A 16,764-nucleotide genomic window follows, 5' to 3' on the forward strand; every position below is an offset into this window, starting at 1 on the left:
GTCTGCCCTGCCGACTCGACCCGTCACCTTGACCGCCAGATGCCCTCGCGTCCGGAAGCGATCGACGTAGTACCGGCGTAGCCTGGTAGGGGCACATCATCAGCCTCGGACCATCTCGTGTTCTGCTTCAGGGCCGGTGCCGGGCGAGGCGGCGGGGGCACGGCAGCACCACCGTCCCGATGACCGGGTCGCTGGGCACGGGCGGCGGCACGACCGGGTCGGGGAACCGCTCGTCGTGGCCCTTGCGGTTCGCCGAGGATGCATGGCTCATGGTTTCGTTACCTGATGCCGGATCAGGCGAAGGCACCATACCTCTCTCGCTACCGCACGGCGCGATCCGCATGGGTCAAATTAACCCGAATGACCCAATCGTTCCGCCCGTCCCCACTCAGTTGCTTAGTCTCAAGATCGGGAGATCAGGCATGAGCGGCCCTTCACACCAGACGGCGTTGCCGGGACCTGCGCTGCCTCATGTCCCCCTCCATGGCAAGGAAGGAAGCCCTCATGGCTCGCGGCATCTCACTCCACATCGGGCTCAACCGCGTCGACCCCAATGAATACAACGGTTGGGACGGCAAGCTCATTGCCTGCGAGAACGACGCGCGCGACATGGACCACCTCGCCGGCAAGGCCGGGATCCAGGATCGTACGACGCTGCTTACCGCGGACGCCACGGTCGACAACGTCACTCAGGCACTGCGCGAGGCCGCACAGACACTCACGACTGGCGACCTGTTCTTCTTCACCTACTCGGGCCACGGCGGACAGATCCCCGACCTCAACGGCCCCGAGGACGAGCCGGACCGGCTCGACGAGACCATGTGTCTCTACGACCGGGAGTACATCGACGACGAGCTCTACCAGGAGTTCGAGGGATTCGCCGAGGGCGTCCGGATCTTCTGCCTCCTTGACTGTTGCCACAGTGGCTCCGGCATCAAGGCAGTGCGTGAAGTCCTCACCTCGGAAGCTCTCGAGGGTCAGTTCCAGACGGCCAGCCCCGACGACATCGAGACGACGTCCCGGATCATGCCTCTGGACAAGCAGCACGAGGTGTACGAACGGGACAAGGAGCGCTATGACGCGATCCAGCGCAAGCTGAATGCCAAGGACAACCGTGACCTCGGCGCAACAGCCCTGCTCATTTCGGCCTGTCAGGACAACCAGCTCGCAGCCGACGGTCTGCGCAACGGCCTGTTCACCGCAACGTTGCTCCAGGTCTGGAACGGCGGCGAGTTCACGGGCGGGTACAAGGCGTTCCACCGCGAGATCCTCAAGCAGATGCCGGCCAACCAAAGCCCGAACTTCTTCGTGACCGGCCGGGCCAACGACCTGTTCATCCGGCAGCGGCCCCTCACGGTCTGACGGAGTCGGCGTGGCTCCGTTTCACGGTGCTCGTGTTTCTCACGTGGGCGAAGCCGTGCTCGACCGGGACGCGTGCAGCAGCCAGGATGCGGGCGGCTTCCTTCTGTCCGACCGGGCGAGCCTGGTCGTCGGCGCGCCGGCGATGGCCGTCGGCCGCGGCCGGCTCCGGTCCGGCTGCATCGCGCACGCCGACCGCGGGTCGACCGGCTACGACAACTGCCCCGACGTCGTCGAGCTGGGCGGCAGCAGGCTTCTTCACCTGATCGGGGCCTGCTTCGAGGCCCCATATGGGGCACCTACCCGCCCGCTGCGGTACGCCTCATCTTCTTCCGGGGACTCCTCCTCCGCACCTGACCGACGGAGACAGGAGATCCCATGTCGCAGGAGGCTACCGAGGCGGTCGATCCGAAGACCGATGCGGACGAAGAGGCACTGGAGCGTGCCATCGCAGCGGGCCGGGCCGGCGCTCGCCCCGGCGGGACGGACGATGCGAACCCCCAAAACGCTCCGACCCGGTCCGATGGAAGCTCGGCTGCCCGCAGGCAGCCGAGCGGTGAGTAGGAGGGCGCGCCGTGGCGCTGAGGTTCAAGAACAACTACTCGCGCGAAATCTGGACGATGGTCGAGCGGTACCAGCCCAACTGCTCGCCCGGCAGCAACTGGCGGAAGGAGGGCTGGTGGAGGATCGGCCCCGGGGACACCACCGTCGTCTACGGCGGTGACGCGAAGGCCGTCAACCCGATCTGGTACTGCTACGCCTACGCGGGCGACGGCACCGAATGGCGGGACAAATTCCAGGAGACGGTCCCGCACACTGTCTTCGAGTGGTGCTCGAACGTTTCGGACGCGAACTCGCGGACGATCCTCATGCTGGAGTTCACCGTGACCACCCCGAACTTCACGTTCAACTTCAACCCGTAGCCGGCAGGCCCGGGCGACCGGCCGATCCGGGCCTGCCGGCCCCGCTCCGGCGGGGCCGGCGGACAGTCCGGTCGGGCTTCCCGTCCGGGGTGCCGTGCGGGCGAAGGAAGCGGAGGCACTGCGGGACGACGATGACACCCATGCCCCCGTTCGTTCCTGAGCTGCAGTCATCAGCTTGCCGACTTCGCCTGCGACGCCCGCCGCGCACACGACGACGTAGGCCCGCGGGGCCCGAAGGCCGCGCCCGGTCCTGCCCGCTCGACCGGGCACGGTGACGTCCGGTTTCGTCGGCGGGCGGTGTCCGCGCGAGCGACACGGCTCCCGCGCACGGTCTCGGCCACCGACATCCGCGTGGGAGCCCGGGGCGGCGCACCACGGGCCCGGCGCGTCCGAAAGCGCTTCAGGCGCCGGAGGATCCCCGGCGGCCGGAGACATGGTTCGCCCCAGAGGGCTTCAGCGCCGTCGGCGCCAGAACGGAGTGTCCCAGCGTTGTTCGCGTCGGTACTGGGCGGCCTGTGCGGCGAGATACTCGGCGTGTACGGCTGCGATGCGCCGGGCGTAGGCGTCCAGAGCGCCGGTCTCGCCGCCCCGGTCAGCCAGAACGGCCCGTGCCGCGGCCAGGCCGGTGGCCAGCGCGGTGACGATCCCTCGAGCGGCCAGCGGGTCGGTCGCGGTGGCGGCGTCGCCGACGGCTGCCCAGCCCGGTCCGGCCGCCGGCCTTGTGCAGGAGGAACCGGCGGCCAGCACTCGTAGCTTCCGGGGTGGCCCCTCCCAACGGGCGGTGCGGTCCCGGACGTGACCGGCGAGCCGTACTCGAGCCCACCACTCGTCCGGTTCGAGCAGACGAAGGTCGACGACGAGGTCGGTATCGGTCACGGCCATCACGATCCGCTCACCACCGAGCAGGGGGGCGGTGTACCACCAGCCCCAGGGGGTGGACTCCACCAGCGAGGTCCGTTCCGGCTCCGCTGCCCCCGTCGTCGGCGGCCCCAACAGCCCGACGACCGCGACCAGACGGTCGGAGCGGATCAGCGTCGCTCCGACCCGGCGGGCCAGCCTCGCCGTCCGACCGGTGGCGTCGACGAGATGGTCGGCCAGCAGCACGCTGCCGTCCCCCATGACGACCTGCCAATGGTCCCGCTCCCGTTGGGCACTGCGGACGCGCCCGGCACGCAGGCGGGCACCACCGGCCCGGGCCGTCTGCAGGAGGGTGGCGTCGAACCGGGCTCGTTCCAGGTGCCAGCCATCACCGTACGGTCCGAACGCATACCCCGCGACACTGAGCGCATCCTCGCCCCAAGCGGCCAGGTTGCCATGGCTGGGAGCGTGCCCGTCGGCGGCGATGCGGTCGAGTACGCCCAGTCGTTCCAGCAGCGGGCGGGCAGCGGGAGCAAGGTTCTCCCCGACCTTCCAGGCGGGTTCGATCGCCGGTGCGACGATGACGACCCGCGCCCCGGCCCGGGCGAGGCTCAGCGCGGCCGCGCACCCGGCGGGACCGCCACCGGCTACCAGAACGTCGCAGCGCCGCATCCTCGTACCGCCCGTTCGTCTCGCTGCTGCTCGACCGCGCTGCTCCGGTCTCCGCCCGGCCTACTCCGGGTCCGGAGCGGTCCGTTCTGTCTCGACCATGATCGTGCGGCCGTCCGGGCCGGTCCGGGCGACGACGAATCCGAGAGTGCTCCACTTCTCGACCATCTCGTCGGTGTCGCCGACTCCGCGGTCCCACTCCTTGAACGCCCCGGTCGCGCCCTGGACCAGCACGTCGTGCTCCGGCTCGGGAAGGACTTCGTCGGGGCGGGACGCCGGCCACCAGTGGGTGTGACACGCGTGGAAGTCGGCTTGCCAGGGCACGGCCATGTACTTGGTGACATCACCGGCGAGCAGGTCTTCGCGCAACCGGAAGGGTGCGGCCCAGGTGGCCGGGTTGTCAGCGATGTACGTCATCTCGATGCCCGGGAAGAACCCTCCGCCGCTGCAGGCCTCCAGCGCAGCCCGTACCAGGGCGTGCGGCTGGTCCCCGGGTGCGAGGTCCTCCAGCGGGACCGCGGGCGCGGGCGTGCCCGGCCAGTCGGGCAGGAAGTCGCCGACGGCCCAGCGCCGCATCCGTTCGTACTGGCCCGGCAGGAGTGTCAGCCAGGTGTACGGCTGCTCGGGATCCCGGTCGCCGGCGTCGCCGGCGAGGATGGGCATGAACCCGTCGTTGGCCTGGCCGACGTCCAGAAGTCCGGGCTTCGGCGTACGCAAGCGGCCGAAGACGGCCTGACGGTGCGCGGCGTCGGCGTCGGCGTTCGAGGCCAGCTTGGCGAGGCGGGCAGGGGCGAGGAAGTTCCGCCCGGCGCCGTGCCCTGTGCGCGCGACCGTGTTGACCCATGCGTATCCGACCGGTCGGGCGAGCAACGGGTAGATGTCCCGGGTGAAGGAGACCTCCGGTGGTACGGGCAGTCTGCCCACCGCGCGGGCGGCCTCCACGGCGACGTCGTACAGCGTGACCAGACTTGTCGTGTGGGGTGCGTAATCGGGAGGGGCCGCCACGACCCAGGCGGGGGTCACCGGTACCGGGCGACCCTGCGGGCCCAGGCGCACGGTTGCGCCGACCGGACCGTCGGAAATGTCGTCGTACCAGAAGTCGTTGTTGGCGAAGTGGCTGATCGGGTGGGCTGCCTTGACCGAGGCGGACTTCCCGAAGCCGCCGAGGACGAGCAGTCGGCCGGCCTCGTCGGTGCGCAGTTCACCCAGCGGAACCGGGGTGTCCAGGAAGGTTCCGGTGTCGAACCGGGCACCGGTGCCGTCCTGGGACGGACCGGTCACGCTGCGGGGGCCGGGCCGGACGACCAGTCGTGCGCGGGCGGAGGGGTCATTCGGGTCGATGTGCTGGTTACGGCGGTTGGCGTTCGCCGCGGACTCCTGGAAGCGCCCTGCGAACTTGAACCACTCGCCCTTGGCGTTGGCCAGCTCGACGGTCCAGGTGATGTCCGCGTCGGTCGAGGTGAGCTCGCCCAGGACGGTGCCTGTCCGGTCATAGGCGTACAGGCGGAACCGGGCGGCCTGGCGTTTCATCCGCCCGGCGGTGTCCCTGAAGCCGCCCTCGGGCCGTGGCGGCAGACCGGGGGCTTCCGGACCGATGAAGAAACCGTCGGGGCTGTCCCCCAGCCTGGTGATGCCGACCGTGGGATGGATTTCGCAGTGGAAGATGTCGTCGAGGTTCACGTCCGCTCCCGGTGGGAGGACCGGAGGTCAGCAGGCGGTACGGGCCGTCCGCCGAGGACGGTGACCAGCCGTGGATCCCACTGACCGTACGGGAATCAGTGGGAGTGCATGTCGGTGGCCAGATCTCCTTCTTCTTCATAGAACTCCCGCCCCACCAGGAGCCGCAGATCGACGTCGTCCGGTCCGCCGTCCAGGAATTTCGCGGTCACCTGGTCGCTCTCGTGGAGTCTGTCGTCCGGGCGGTCGGCCCTTCCGGAGATCTCCAACCGTGGGCCCTTCCGCAGGATGTCATCGGTGAGCACGGCGTCGGCTCCCCCCGGGACGTGCCGGACCGCAATGTGCTGATCGAAGTCCGGGGGCTTGGTGATCCGATGCGCGAAGAAAAGCTCGTCCCCCTTCCCGAAGGCCAGGTAGTTGAGGGCTTCGGGCCGGGAGGCGTGGTGATCAAAGCGCCGGAAATGGACGACGCGTTGCACTTCGACGGTCACCGGGTCGATAATTTCAGTGCCGCCCCGTTCGAAATGGCCTCGGAACAGTGTCCCGGTGAACGAGGTGAGTTCGGGGCGTTGCCCCTCCGGGGCGACGAGGTCAGAGATGCGAAACGGTTCAGGGGCCAGCGTGTAGACGGCAGTCCCCGTCCTTCGGCGGTCATCGACATAGCGCTGCCGCGCATCGCCTGTCTCGCTCCGCAGAACAACTTCGAGAAGATACTGGACAGCGTGGGGTTCCATGAACATGGGCATGTGGGACAGATAGACCGTCTCCTCCCCCACCACCACCATTCCGTGGGTGGCTTTCGGCTCGACGCTCGACACCAAGATCGCCTCCGTTGCGAAACTCATCCATGGTTTCCAGTGATCGCGTTTCCCCCGGCACGCCCCGGACTTGATGCAACCCTGAAGACTTTCATTCCGGATCAGCAGACGCATACTGGAGTGATTCACACGCCGCTCTGGCAGTCGTCCAGAAGGGCCGATACGACAGCGGGCGTGAACCCGGGAACCTGCCCATGGACAACTACTTCTCGGTGTCATCCGGGAGTTGGGCCCGACCGGGGAATCGTCGACAGGACCGGGCCTGAAAGGATTGATGAGCAAAATATCCTTTCACATACCCCCGCCTGCCGTTCACCTGAGCCGATGTGATCACTCACGCACCGCTCTCGATGCAGGCCTCTCAAGAACATGGTGAGCCAGCGACGTAGCCGCTGCAACCGGGGGAAAGCCCAGGCCGACCGATGCCCTCGTTCCGTCCGTGTGGTCGGTGACATGCGAACGAGGGCCTGGTCAGGGTGGTTTGGCCGGTGCGGGTGCATGGAAGAACGGCCTCCTGGCAAACCCGGCAAGAGCGCCGGAGACCACCACCATCGGGCCCGCACCGACCGTTGCACGTCCCACCCCCTCGGCCAATTCTTCCGCACAGCGACAGCGGATTTCCGCAATACGATGTCCGCTGTCGGATGCGATGAGGGGCCCGGACAGGTGGAAGCACCGGCGTGGCGCGGCCGCTAGGACTTCACGAATGCCAGGAGGTCGGGGTTGAGGACCTCCGGGTGCGTCGCGAGCATCCCGTGGGGCAGACCCTCGTACGACTTCAGGGTGCTGTCGCGCAGCAGCTCGGCGGACAGCGGCGCCGAGTCCGAGTAGGGCACGACCTGGTCGTCCGTCCCGTGTGCGACGAGGACCGGTACGTCGATCTGCTTCAGGTCGTCGGTGAAGTCGGTCTCGGAGAACGCGGCGATGCACTCGTAGTGGGCGTTGGCCGCACCCGTCATCCCCTGTCGCCACCAGTTGTCGATCAGGCCCTGGGACACCTTCGCACCGTCCCGGTTGAACCCGTAGAAGGGGCCGGACGGTACGTCGATGTAGAACTGCGACCGGTTGGCGGCGAGAGCCGCGCGGAACTCGTCGAAGACCTCCCTGGGCGTACCACCGGGGTTGGTGTCGGACTTGATCATCACCGGTGGGACCGCCCCGACGAGCACGGCCTTCGCGACCCGTCCGGGCTTGGCGCGGGCCACGTAGCGGGCGGCCTCGCCGCCACCGGTCGAGTGCCCGATGTGCACGGCGCCCTCGAGGCCGAGGGCGTCGGTCACCGCCGCGACGTCGGCGGCGTAGGTGTCCATGTCGTGGCCCGTGGAGGGCTGGCCGGACCGGCCGTGCCCGCGCCGGTCGTGGGCGATGACGCGATAGCCGTGGGACAGGAAGAACAGCATCTGGTTGTCCCAGTCGTCGGCGGTCAGCGGCCACCCGTGGTGGAAGACGATCGGCCTGCCGTCCCGCGGTCCCCAGTCCTTGTAGAAGATGTTCGTGCCGTCGGAGGTCGTGACTGTGCCCATCGTTGGGTGATCCTTCCGCTTGACTCGGCGAAGCGGCCGGGTGCCGGGAGTCGCTCAAGCGCTGGGCGCGAGCGAGTGGACCCACGGTCCCGGACAGAGCGACGCGGCCGCGTACCTCGGCCGGCCGCACACGACGAGCCTACGCCGGTGTCCGTCGCGGTTCCTGTCCACGAGCTGCCACCCCGGCGTCCGCCACGGGTGGCATCGAGAGCGCCCGCGCATCAGTACGGACCACTGCGCCCCGGCGAGTAGGAGGACACCGACGCCTGGTTCCTCACGACCTGGGACGTCATGAACGGGCTGTGGGTCGCGGAGCGGCTCATTCGCATCCGGTTCCCCCTTCCCGTGCACGACGCGGCACGTGCGTACTTCCTCGACCTCAACGGGGCGGTGGGGGAAGGCTTGCCCGACGGCGAGAGTGTGCGGGGCCCCCTGGAGGACAACCGGCCGGCGTTTCTGGACGCGGCCCGCGCGGTCATGGGGTGGCGCGACTCCCCGGATGGTGCCTCATGCCGTCCTGCCGCGTCGCACAGGTCGAAGCCGGGCTCCGGGGCCGTCGTCTACGCGGGAGCGAGTTGCTTGGTGGCCCACGCCTTCAGTGCGGCCTTGTCCTCGAACCGGCCCACCGAGGTGTCGATGGGTTTCGACGTGTACTGGTGGAAGAGCCAGTCCGCCTGAATGTGGGGCTTCCCCGCGCCGACGCCGTACTCGGCGATCCACAGGCCGTCCCCGCAGTACGAGGTCGTGTCCCGAGTCTTCCAGTACGAAGTCGAGCAGTACAGGATCACCCGGTGGTCGGGGCGGAGCCGCTTGACCGCCTTCATGAAGGCGTCCTTCTCTTCGCAGAGGGCGCTGCCCGTGCTGGTGGACTCCCAGTCGCAGGCCAGGATGTCGCCTGCCTGCGAGGCGCACTTGGCCACGAAGTGTTCGGCCTGCGCCTGGATGTCCCCCGGGTGGAGGAAGTGGTAGAAGCCCAGAATCAGTCCGGCCTCCCGACCGTGTCTCGCTTGAGGCACCTGCTTCGGATTGACGTAGGTCCTCCCCTCGGTGGCCTTGACGAAGACGAAGTCCATGCCGGAAGTCGCATACGTCTCGCGCTGGTGGCTCGAGACGTCGATGCCCATGACGGTCATCCATCCTCCTCGGCGCAGTGCACGGACACGGACCCGGCACCGGAGGCGGAGTCGGTGCGAACACCCTCGCCGCCGAGATTCGCCGCCTCACACGTGCCGGTCGGTGATTCGCCGTAACGCGGCTTTTCCTTCACGGTGTTGTCGGTGACCGTCATGAGGACACCTCCTCGAACTGGGCTGTTGTCGTCCCTTGGAGACCAACCGATCCTCACCTGCAGCGCGTCGGTCCGGACGCCCTCGTCAGCAGCCACTCTCGAGCGGGATCACAACTGCCCCACCCCATAAGAACGCTTGGCATGGCGCCACGTCTCCCCTGCACCTGACATCTCCACTGTCCCGCCGATGACAGGCCCCCCGCAACACGACAGGCGTACGCACCCCTCCTTCCCATCGACACCCTCGAGTCCGTTCGCGCGGTTCACCGCCTGACGGAGACCTCGGAATCGTTCAGGTGCCGTTCGGTCACCCGGCCGCCGGCACCGACGCCGGTGGGACAGGTGACGGCGTCCAGCCTCCCTGCCCGCGCGGTCCGGTGCGGGTGGTGGTCGCGGCGATCGATTCGAGGATGACTTCGTGGCTGGTCAGCGGCCGGCCGCGCCGGTTCATGGTGAGCGGAACAGCACCGCGAATTTCACAGAAATTTGATCACGAGTCTCGTCCAGGATGCGCATACGGCATCAACGAGGCCCTCCTCCGAAAACAAACCCTCGACAGTCGACCGCCCTTGGTCACACATAAAGACACCCGAGGGCCGGTGGCGACGCCCGACCCTTGAAACGACACCCGCAACCACCCGAAGAAGCGGATTGAATGCAAGGAGTTATGTGAAACCGAAAATTTGACATCCCTTCTGCGATCGGTCGATAAAATGTGGCACCGTACCCCGAAACCTGCAATCCTGGTACGGAGAGAACTTACAAGGTGACGCATGAGACGTGGCCAGCGGTCCGACTGCTTTGATCGACCAGTCTCACAGCCCAGTCCACCTGGACGCTCTTGCACGGCCAACCATCATCTCGCCATGGGCGGTCCCGGTGGACGACGATGGGCGAATCAGCAACAAACCCTCGTCTCCGGACCACGGAGCCTCCCCATGGCAAGCGAACTTCGAGTGAACTGCGCGATCCCCCCTTACATACTCGAGGAACTTCTGGAAAGCGATGACAGCGAGGTGCGGCAGGCGGCCCTGAACACCCTGCTCACCACTGCCCGCCTGAGGGGCGAGCGGACGGTTCTGGCGGCCTTCCCCGGCGCCACCACGCCCGGAAACGGGCGCAGGACGGTCTTCGACTGCCGAAGCGGCACGAATCTCGCCCTCGCGGTACTGGCCCAGTCCGAGGACGGCCAGCCGTCCTCGGACAGCGCCGCCAACCGGGCGTTCGACGCCCTCGGCAAGACTCGGGATTTCTTCCAGCAAATCTTCGCCCGGAACTCCATCGATGGTCAAGGAATGCGCCTGGACGGCTACATCCACTACGGCGAGAAATACAACAACGCCTTCTGGGACGGGCGTGAAATGTGCTTCGGAGACGGTGACGGAATCGTTTTCTCCGACCTCACGGGCTCGATTTCCGTGATCGCCCACGAATTGGCACACGGAGTTACCGAGCACACTGCGGGACTCGCCTACCACGACCAGTCCGGGGCTCTGAACGAGTCCGTTTCCGACGTGTTCGGGACGCTGGTCGAGCAATGGACGCTGAACCAGACGGTCGAGCAGGCGGACTGGTTGATCGGCCGTGAGGTCTTTACACCCAAGGTCCAGAAGGACGCTCTTCGGTCGATGAAGGCCCCGGGGCACGCCTGGGAACGGGACCCTCAGCCTGACCACATGTCGAATTACATCCACATGTCAGGGGACCACGGCGGAGTGCACTACAATTCCGGAATCCCGAACAAGGCCTTCTACCTGACGGCGACCGCCATCGGCGGACACGCGTGGGAGGCCCCGGGAATGATCTGGTACGAATCCCTCAAAGCGTCCAACAGCGAGACGCGGTTCCAGGAATTCGCCGACACCACCTGCCGGAAGGCGGAGGATCTCTACGGAACCGGCAGCGCCCAGCAACAGGCCGTACTGGGCGCGTGGCAGCAGGTGGGCATCACCATCACCGGGGCCGCAGCCGGGGCCGAGAGGGAACAGGGCCGCATGGTCGACAAGAGCAGTGACGCGGGCCGGCAGGATTCCGTGGCGGCAGTGGCCAGGCAGGTCCAGACGCTGATGGGCCAGGTGCAGGAACTGAGCAACGACGTGGCCATGCTGAAGGGACGTGTGGCCAGCGGCCGTTGACCACCGCGCCCTCCGTCGTTCCGGCGGAGGGCACAGGTCGGCTGTGAGACGCCATGAGAATCACCTTGGTGACAGACGGCGGGCTGGCCGCCACAGTCCTCGCCGGCCTTCCGCCTCAGGTCCTGGACACGGACACCCTGTCCGAAGAAGCCGCTGCCGAGCTGCACCGACTGGTGTCCGCAGCTGCCCGGTCGGTGGCGAAAGGCACCGAGGAGCCCACCGGCCTCGCGAGGGACGCCATGACCTACTCGATCACGGTCGAGGAGGGCGATCACGCGTCCGTCCTGGTCCAGTCGGACACGACCATGTCCCCGGAGTTCGCGGCGTTGCTGCGACGGCTCAAGGAACACACCGCGCGGCAGTGAGGGCCGACGCCGTGAAGACAGGCGGCCTGCGTCATGGTTCGGCGCATCTCACCCGACAACCGCATCGGTGGAACAGCACCGGGGTGAAAGCACGAGGACAGGAACATGGCAGTCATCGGCACATGGAACCTGGAGAACCTGTACCGGTCCGGCGGACAGTTCGGGCCCCGAGATCGCGCCGCATACGAGGCGAAGCTGAAGTCCCTGGCCGATACCGTCGGCCGGCTCGGCCCCGACCTGCTCGGAGTGCAGGAGGTCGGCGACCCGCTGGCGCTCGGCGACCTGACCGATGCCCTCGACGGCGAATGGCACGTCGCTCTGTCGAAGCATGCGGACGGGCGCGGAATCCGGGTGGGTTTCCTCAGCCGGTCACCCTTGACACCCGTCGCGGACATCAACGAGTTTCCTTCGCAGGTCGCCCCGCTCCAAAGCGGCGACGGCGGAGAGCCCAGCCACCGGACAGGCCGTGGAGCGCTCGCCGTGAGCGTCTCGCCGGCCCCGGGCAGCGAACTGCACGCGGTCGTCTGCCATCTGAAGTCCAAGCTGCTGACGTTCCCGGGGCACCGGTTCGCCCCCCGGGACGAGGGCGAACGGGCCCGCTACGCCGCCTACGCCCTGTTCCGGCGCGGCGCCGAGGCCGTGACCGTTCGCTCCGTGGCAGACCGCCTGCTCGACGGGGACGGCGGTACGCGCATGGTCGCCGTCATGGGGGACTTCAACGACGAGCCGACCGCAGCCACCACGCAGATCCTCCTCGGCCCACCCGGCTCCCAGATCGGAACCCCCGGCTTCGAGCACCCCGATCGGGGGGACGAGGCGCGGCTGTGGAACCTCTGCCCCCTCATTCCCGAGGACCAGCGTTACTCCCGCGTCCAGGACGGACGGCCCGAGCTGATCGACCACATCCTCGTCAGCCGCGCCCTGCTGGACCGGGTCGAACGCGTCTTCACCGGCAACGAGCACCCCGAACAGCCACTGCCCTCGGTCGGCGAAGACCCCTCGGAACGGCGGGACGCGCCCGCCTCCGACCATGCTCCGATCCTCGCCGTACTGCGCCTCCCCTGACGTTTCGCCCCGCACCGTCGGAGTGCCGACCCCGGACCCTCCGGGTCGGCCGGAGGAAAGAAGGGTGATCCACATGCCACTGAAGAAGTACGGAGTGCTGGCCGCCCGCGTTGTCGACAGGCTCCGGGAAGGGCACAGCGACACTCCGCACTACCAGATCCACCTTGTCGACGACTCGGACACGCACTACCGCGCCGCTGTCAACGTGCTGTCACAACAGGCCCCTTCGGAGCTGTTGTACCTGGCCGACGACGGCTTCCGCCATCCGCTCACCGACATGCTCCCGGTCGCCGGCAGCGGCTGGACCGGCCTGCGGTCCCGACCAGGAGCGGCAGGCCTCGACTTCGTCCGCGGCAACTTGTTCGACCCCGCCAAGATGCGGTTGCTGCCTCCGGACCTGCCGGGTCCTGACAACGACCTCGCCGACCTGCTGGACCACTACATCCAGCGAGCGATCAACGACCCCGCCATCTGCCTGTACGCCTTCGGTCAGCGTTGGGGCCGCGAAGAGGGCAAGCCCGACAAGATCTTCGGGTTCAAGCCCGGCAACGGCGTCCACGACATCCACATGAACCAGGGCAACAGCGGCCGGTTCCGCGGCGACGACGGGGTCTGGCAGGACGGCGGACTCCTGCTGCACCTGACCGGGGAGTCCCGTTGGATCGGGATCTTCCTGGCCTTCCAGTCCCAGGCGTGGCACACGGACGACACCACCGGTCATGCCATCGAGACCGCCACCCGCCGCACCGACGAAGGACGAGGCCCCGTGCGGATCGTGGCCGCCCTGACAGATCCCCTCGGTCCTGAGCAGGAGAGCGAAACCGTCACCCTGATCAACACCTCCCGCACCCCCGTCAGTCTCACGGACTGGCAACTCGCGGATCAGGAGAAGCGCAAGCTCCCCCTGCCCGATGTCAGCCTTCAACCCGGCGGGACACTGACCGTCCCCGGCGCCGGCGACTTCCACCTGGGCGACCGCGGAGGGGCCATCACCCTCCTCGGCCCTGACGGCCTCAAGGTCCACGGCGTTTCCTACACCGCCCGGCAGGCCGAACCGAAGGGCGAGACGGTCACCTTCTGACGGGACCTTCTGACGGGGGACGGCGGCCGCTGCGCACGGCCGGACCGGCCGACCGCGCGGTCACCGCGTGCCGGTGGCGAACCGGACAACGGGGTCGGGGCGGGCAGTCGGAGGCGTACTGTCACCGGACGACACTGGACGCGATCCGCTGTCTCGTGGACAACAGGATCAAGTGGCGGACGATGCCGGCCGACTTCCCGCCGCGGGACCGGCTCCGCGCGTTCTTCCGCCGCCGGTGCAACCATGTGCTGGTCAGGGGGCTCCACGAACGGCTGCGCGACCGGGTCCGCCAGAAGGCGGGGCGGGATGCGAAGCCGCCGCCTGGTGCGCGACTTCGAGCGCCGCGCCTCCAGCGCCGAGGCGACGGCCTACTGGTCGATGACCACGATCATGGCTCGCCGTCTGGCCCGGTCACATTCTGCGCGAGCGTGAAGCGACCCGGCCGCCGCCCGGCCGGCCCCGTGCGACCAGCCTCTTCGCCTTCGACCACAGCGCCTCCACCCTCGCCGGCACCGCGTCCAGACCGGGCAGGACGGCCATCTCCTGGCACGTCAACGGCCCTTGCCGGAGGCGATGCCGGTCCGCGAGGGCCTGCAGGATGCGCTGGTGGTCCATCGACAGCACCGACGCCTCCAGCCCCTCGCGCCACATGGGCACCGGCGACTTCGGCTTCGCAGCCGTCACCGCCGATGACACCTGTCCCTGAGCAGGCATCGTCTGGGCAAGATCTTCGGTCTCGTCCACCGGCCCCGGCACCTCGCCGACCCGTGAGCGGGCGATGACAGGACAGGCCACTGCTCCCACGAGACCGCCGAACCTATGCCTGACCGGCGAAAACGCCGCCCTCGGGTCCGGTACGACAACAGCCGCTCAGGTCTGGGTCATCTCGCCTTTGGGTCCATGCGCGCCATGTGCCCCCATCTGTGCTGCGCTTCACTGGGCTTCATGTCAGGGAGACTCTCGTCATTGAGGGCTCGGCTGCTGGCATCCGTGAAGCTGTCAAACGCCGCGCGGAATCGAGACGACAATCCTGCCTCCACATAGGTTCCCGACCACTCTTCCAGTCTGCGCATGGTCTCCTTCGCGATGTCGAGCATGCGTTCAGCTGGGTCAGACACCGTGCGTGGACCTTCAACCTGGACGTCCCCCAAGGCGGCCTCCATCCCCCGAGTGCCCTCCACGAGGGAACTCGCGTCAGTGACCACGATTACGCTTCCATTGATGGCGAGCACGCCCTTCACTGCGGATGCATGTCTCAAGAACGCTTTGTAGGCGTCGGCGCGGTAATCACGTCTGGACCTGACGTGATCAGCACGCGACTGGGCCTCGAACTGCCGGTACTGTTCGGCTGTCTGTGCCTCGAACTGGCGCTTGTTCTCGGCTACTTGAGCCTCGAACTGCCGACATTGCTCCGCGACCTGCCTCTCGAACTGCGCCCGCTGCGCGGCCAGCTGTTCCTGCGACTGTCTTCTGGCCATGCGGGCCGTCAAGTAGGCCGCGCACCCGGAGCCGACCGCCCCGACGACAGCTCCGAGCAGCGCCACAACAGCATCGTCCATGCCATCAAACTCCCACGCGATCCACTCATCGGGGGTCACTTTCCGGCAACCAGCTCGGTATGCCGTCGGGCACCGCCTCCCAGGAGCTGGATCCCGTCCCAGCGGCAGTACCGCATCCCGATCCCGCAGGACGGCGTTTCAGGACTGCCGGTGCAGCGGCCTTCGAAGCGACGCGGGGGCGGGCAGAGGGGCGGGACGGGGCGGGAAGGCGGACGGGACCGCGCCTGTCGGTGGGTACTGCGAGGATGGCGGGCATGACGATCAAGGAAGTGACACGTCACGCAGTCGCAGAACGGCGGATCGAGCAGGCCCTCGCCGGCATGTCGAGTCGGGCCTTCGGCCGGTGGCACGACATGCGGTACGGCGACATGCCGCTGCGGCGAGGACTCAGGGAACTCGGCGAGGAACTGGCCGACCACGTCGCCGCGCGTACCGTGTCCGACCCCGCCCTGCGGACGCCCGACTCGCGCGTCGCACTGATCACAGCCGCGGAGTGCGCCATGGGCGTGCTGAGCCTGGCGTGCTTCCCCGACGGTGACTTCCGGGTACCCCTCCCGCTCGTGACGGAGACACTCAGCAACGAGGAACTGCATTACGAGGAGAGGTGGGAGCCGACCACCCCGGTGACCTCGGCGCGAACGTGGACGGACGCATTCGCGTGGTCCGTGATCAGCGGACTGGTAGGGGACCGGGACCGGGTGATCGGTCCTCTGCTGCGCGAGGACTACGCGCCCGCCATCCGTGACGGCGTCCCGTACTCGAAGCGGGAGTCGGTGTCCGACCCGGCCGACCTGGCTGAGATGGACGCGTTGTGCGGCTACCTGACCGTCGTCCAGGGACCCCGTCCCGGCGCCCTTCCCGGCCCGACGCCGCTGAACAAACCGGACGCAGCCGAGCGGGCACGTGCTGCCGAGCAGCTGGATGCGGCCGGGACGCTGACGCCCGACCAGCAGTTGCTGCGCGTCCTTCTCGACGACGACCAGGCCGCGTTCGAGCAGGCTCTTCAGGAACGACTCGTGGCGCATCGCGCGAGCGTCGGCACCGACCCGGCTGTCCGGAGCCTGCTGCCGCTGGGAGCCGTCACGCTCGCCGCCCTCGCCTGTCTCGCGCACGGCTGGAAGTCGGACATCCGGTCCGCCTATCTGCCCGAAGCGCTGGTGAGTGCCCCCCAGCAGTAGACATCCGGCGGCCCGCACCGGCCCCGGCCTGGTGCGGCCCCGCACATTCTCGATCGCGACGCCCCTGACCGCGCAGGGCAGGCCCTCGTGGGCCGGCGCGAGCGGGAAGACCGTCCGTACCCGGTCCCCGCCGCCCGGGCGCGGGCCCCGCTCGGTGCTGCGGCTGCTGTACGCCCCGTACGCCTTCGTCGCCACCGGTCCCGGCGGCAACGAAGGACTGGACGCGCGACGTCCACGCCGTGCTGCACCGGGCGGTCACCGATCCC

At 68.2% G+C, this 16,764-nt stretch carries 15 protein-coding genes and 2 pseudogenes; 8 read left to right on the plus strand and 9 right to left on the minus strand.

Annotation, left to right across the window (positions count from 1 at the left end; genetic code table 11):
• Positions 1–127 precede the first annotated feature (127 nt).
• Positions 128–271 (minus strand): hypothetical protein, encoded by a 144-nt coding sequence (locus tag JHAT_RS34705; RefSeq protein ID WP_171991004.1) that lies wholly within the window; start codon positions 269–271, stop codon positions 128–130.
• Positions 272–504: 233 nt separating this feature from the next.
• On the opposite strand from JHAT_RS34705, the gene JHAT_RS22305 reads away from it, so the two are divergent.
• Together JHAT_RS22305 and JHAT_RS22310 are read left to right on the plus strand one after the other, a co-directional pair.
• The gene (locus JHAT_RS22305) at positions 505–1,362 is read left to right on the plus strand and encodes a caspase family protein (RefSeq protein WP_077800026.1); all 858 of its coding nucleotides are present in this window, start codon (positions 505–507) and stop codon (positions 1,360–1,362) included.
• A gap of 572 nt (positions 1,363–1,934) precedes the next feature.
• The gene (locus JHAT_RS22310; protein WP_077800027.1) at positions 1,935–2,282 is read left to right on the plus strand and encodes a DUF1036 domain-containing protein; all 348 of its coding nucleotides are present in this window, start codon (positions 1,935–1,937) and stop codon (positions 2,280–2,282) included.
• Between the two features lie 453 nt (positions 2,283–2,735).
• On the opposite strand, the gene JHAT_RS22315 is transcribed toward JHAT_RS22310, so the two are convergent.
• From JHAT_RS22315 to JHAT_RS22330, 4 genes are all read right to left on the minus strand, one after another.
• Positions 2,736–3,812 (minus strand): NAD(P)/FAD-dependent oxidoreductase, encoded by a 1,077-nt coding sequence (locus JHAT_RS22315; RefSeq protein WP_077800028.1) that lies wholly within the window; start codon positions 3,810–3,812, stop codon positions 2,736–2,738.
• A gap of 60 nt (positions 3,813–3,872) precedes the next feature.
• Positions 3,873–5,489, minus strand: a complete 1,617-nt coding sequence (locus JHAT_RS22320; RefSeq protein ID WP_077800029.1) for a LodA/GoxA family CTQ-dependent oxidase — start codon at positions 5,487–5,489, stop codon at positions 3,873–3,875.
• Positions 5,490–5,584: 95 nt separating this feature from the next.
• Positions 5,585–6,331 carry a hypothetical protein gene (locus JHAT_RS22325; RefSeq protein WP_107481989.1) on the minus strand — a complete coding sequence of 249 codons (747 nt, stop codon included), beginning with the start codon at positions 6,329–6,331 and terminating at the stop codon, positions 5,585–5,587.
• 665 nt (positions 6,332–6,996) lie between these two features.
• Positions 6,997–7,827 (minus strand): alpha/beta fold hydrolase, encoded by an 831-nt coding sequence (locus tag JHAT_RS22330; protein ID WP_077800031.1) that lies wholly within the window; start codon positions 7,825–7,827, stop codon positions 6,997–6,999.
• Between the two features lie 252 nt (positions 7,828–8,079).
• On the opposite strand from JHAT_RS22330, the pseudogene JHAT_RS35405 reads away from it, so the two are divergent.
• Positions 8,080–8,310, plus strand: a pseudogene (locus JHAT_RS35405) (hypothetical protein); the annotation flags it as partial.
• A 77-nt stretch (positions 8,311–8,387) separates the two neighbouring features.
• Here JHAT_RS35405 and JHAT_RS22340 read toward each other — a convergent pair.
• Complete coding sequence (locus JHAT_RS22340) at positions 8,388–8,960, minus strand: GH25 family lysozyme (RefSeq protein WP_077800032.1); 573 nt, start codon at positions 8,958–8,960, stop codon at positions 8,388–8,390.
• Complete coding sequence (locus JHAT_RS34710) at positions 8,957–9,115, minus strand: hypothetical protein (protein WP_171991005.1); 159 nt, start codon at positions 9,113–9,115, stop codon at positions 8,957–8,959. Before JHAT_RS34710 ends, JHAT_RS22340 begins: the two co-directional genes overlap by 4 nt.
• A 938-nt stretch (positions 9,116–10,053) precedes the next feature.
• Between JHAT_RS34710 and JHAT_RS22345 the strand changes: the two genes are divergently transcribed.
• From JHAT_RS22345 to JHAT_RS22360, 4 genes are all read left to right on the plus strand, one after another.
• Positions 10,054–11,250: a M4 family metallopeptidase gene (locus JHAT_RS22345; protein WP_077800033.1), complete on the plus strand. Its 1,197-nt coding sequence runs from the start codon at positions 10,054–10,056 to the stop codon at positions 11,248–11,250.
• Between the two features lie 68 nt (positions 11,251–11,318).
• On the plus strand, positions 11,319–11,615 hold the full coding sequence (locus JHAT_RS22350) for a protealysin inhibitor emfourin (RefSeq protein WP_253195571.1): 297 nt from the start codon (positions 11,319–11,321) through the stop codon (positions 11,613–11,615).
• Between the two features lie 105 nt (positions 11,616–11,720).
• Positions 11,721–12,680, plus strand: coding sequence for an endonuclease/exonuclease/phosphatase family protein (locus JHAT_RS22355; protein WP_077800035.1), 960 nt, complete (start codon positions 11,721–11,723; stop codon positions 12,678–12,680).
• Positions 12,681–12,753: 73 nt separating this feature from the next.
• On the plus strand, positions 12,754–13,761 hold the full coding sequence (locus tag JHAT_RS22360) for a DUF2278 family protein (protein ID WP_077800069.1): 1,008 nt from the start codon (positions 12,754–12,756) through the stop codon (positions 13,759–13,761).
• Positions 13,762–14,149: 388 nt separating this feature from the next.
• Here the strand turns inward: JHAT_RS22360 and JHAT_RS22370 are convergent.
• Together JHAT_RS22370 and JHAT_RS22375 are read right to left on the minus strand one after the other, a co-directional pair.
• A pseudogene (locus JHAT_RS22370) lies at positions 14,150–14,541 on the minus strand (hypothetical protein); the annotation flags it as partial.
• 101 nt (positions 14,542–14,642) lie between these two features.
• Positions 14,643–15,359 (minus strand): hypothetical protein, encoded by a 717-nt coding sequence (locus tag JHAT_RS22375; protein ID WP_077800036.1) that lies wholly within the window; start codon positions 15,357–15,359, stop codon positions 14,643–14,645.
• A 215-nt stretch (positions 15,360–15,574) separates the two neighbouring features.
• Here JHAT_RS22375 and JHAT_RS22380 point away from each other — a divergent pair, with 215 nt between their 5' ends.
• Positions 15,575–16,498: an immunity 49 family protein gene (locus tag JHAT_RS22380; RefSeq protein WP_171991006.1), complete on the plus strand. Its 924-nt coding sequence runs from the start codon at positions 15,575–15,577 to the stop codon at positions 16,496–16,498.
• Positions 16,499–16,764: the final 266 nt, after the last annotated feature.

The sequence above is a fragment of the Streptomyces sp. JHA26 genome, assembly GCF_002005565.1.
Taxonomy (GTDB): domain Bacteria; phylum Actinomycetota; class Actinomycetes; order Streptomycetales; family Streptomycetaceae; genus Streptomyces.

Coding starts and splice junctions, on each gene's coding strand:
- JHAT_RS34705 (WP_171991004.1), bottom strand. CDS start 271: ATGAGCCATGCATCCTCGGCGAACCGCAAGGGCCACGACGAGCGGTTC.
- JHAT_RS22305 (WP_077800026.1), top strand. CDS start 505: ATGGCTCGCGGCATCTCACTCCACATCGGGCTCAACCGCGTCGACCCC.
- JHAT_RS22315 (WP_077800028.1), bottom strand. CDS start 3,812: ATGCGGCGCTGCGACGTTCTGGTAGCCGGTGGCGGTCCCGCCGGGTGC.
- JHAT_RS22325 (WP_107481989.1), bottom strand. CDS start 6,331: ATGAGTTTCGCAACGGAGGCGATCTTGGTGTCGAGCGTCGAGCCGAAA.
- JHAT_RS22330 (WP_077800031.1), bottom strand. CDS start 7,827: ATGGGCACAGTCACGACCTCCGACGGCACGAACATCTTCTACAAGGAC.
- JHAT_RS22340 (WP_077800032.1), bottom strand. CDS start 8,960: ATGACCGTCATGGGCATCGACGTCTCGAGCCACCAGCGCGAGACGTAT.
- JHAT_RS34710 (WP_171991005.1), bottom strand. CDS start 9,115: ATGACGGTCACCGACAACACCGTGAAGGAAAAGCCGCGTTACGGCGAA.
- JHAT_RS22345 (WP_077800033.1), top strand. CDS start 10,054: ATGGCAAGCGAACTTCGAGTGAACTGCGCGATCCCCCCTTACATACTC.
- JHAT_RS22355 (WP_077800035.1), top strand. CDS start 11,721: ATGGCAGTCATCGGCACATGGAACCTGGAGAACCTGTACCGGTCCGGC.
- JHAT_RS22360 (WP_077800069.1), top strand. CDS start 12,754: ATGCCACTGAAGAAGTACGGAGTGCTGGCCGCCCGCGTTGTCGACAGG.
- JHAT_RS22380 (WP_171991006.1), top strand. CDS start 15,575: ATGACGATCAAGGAAGTGACACGTCACGCAGTCGCAGAACGGCGGATC.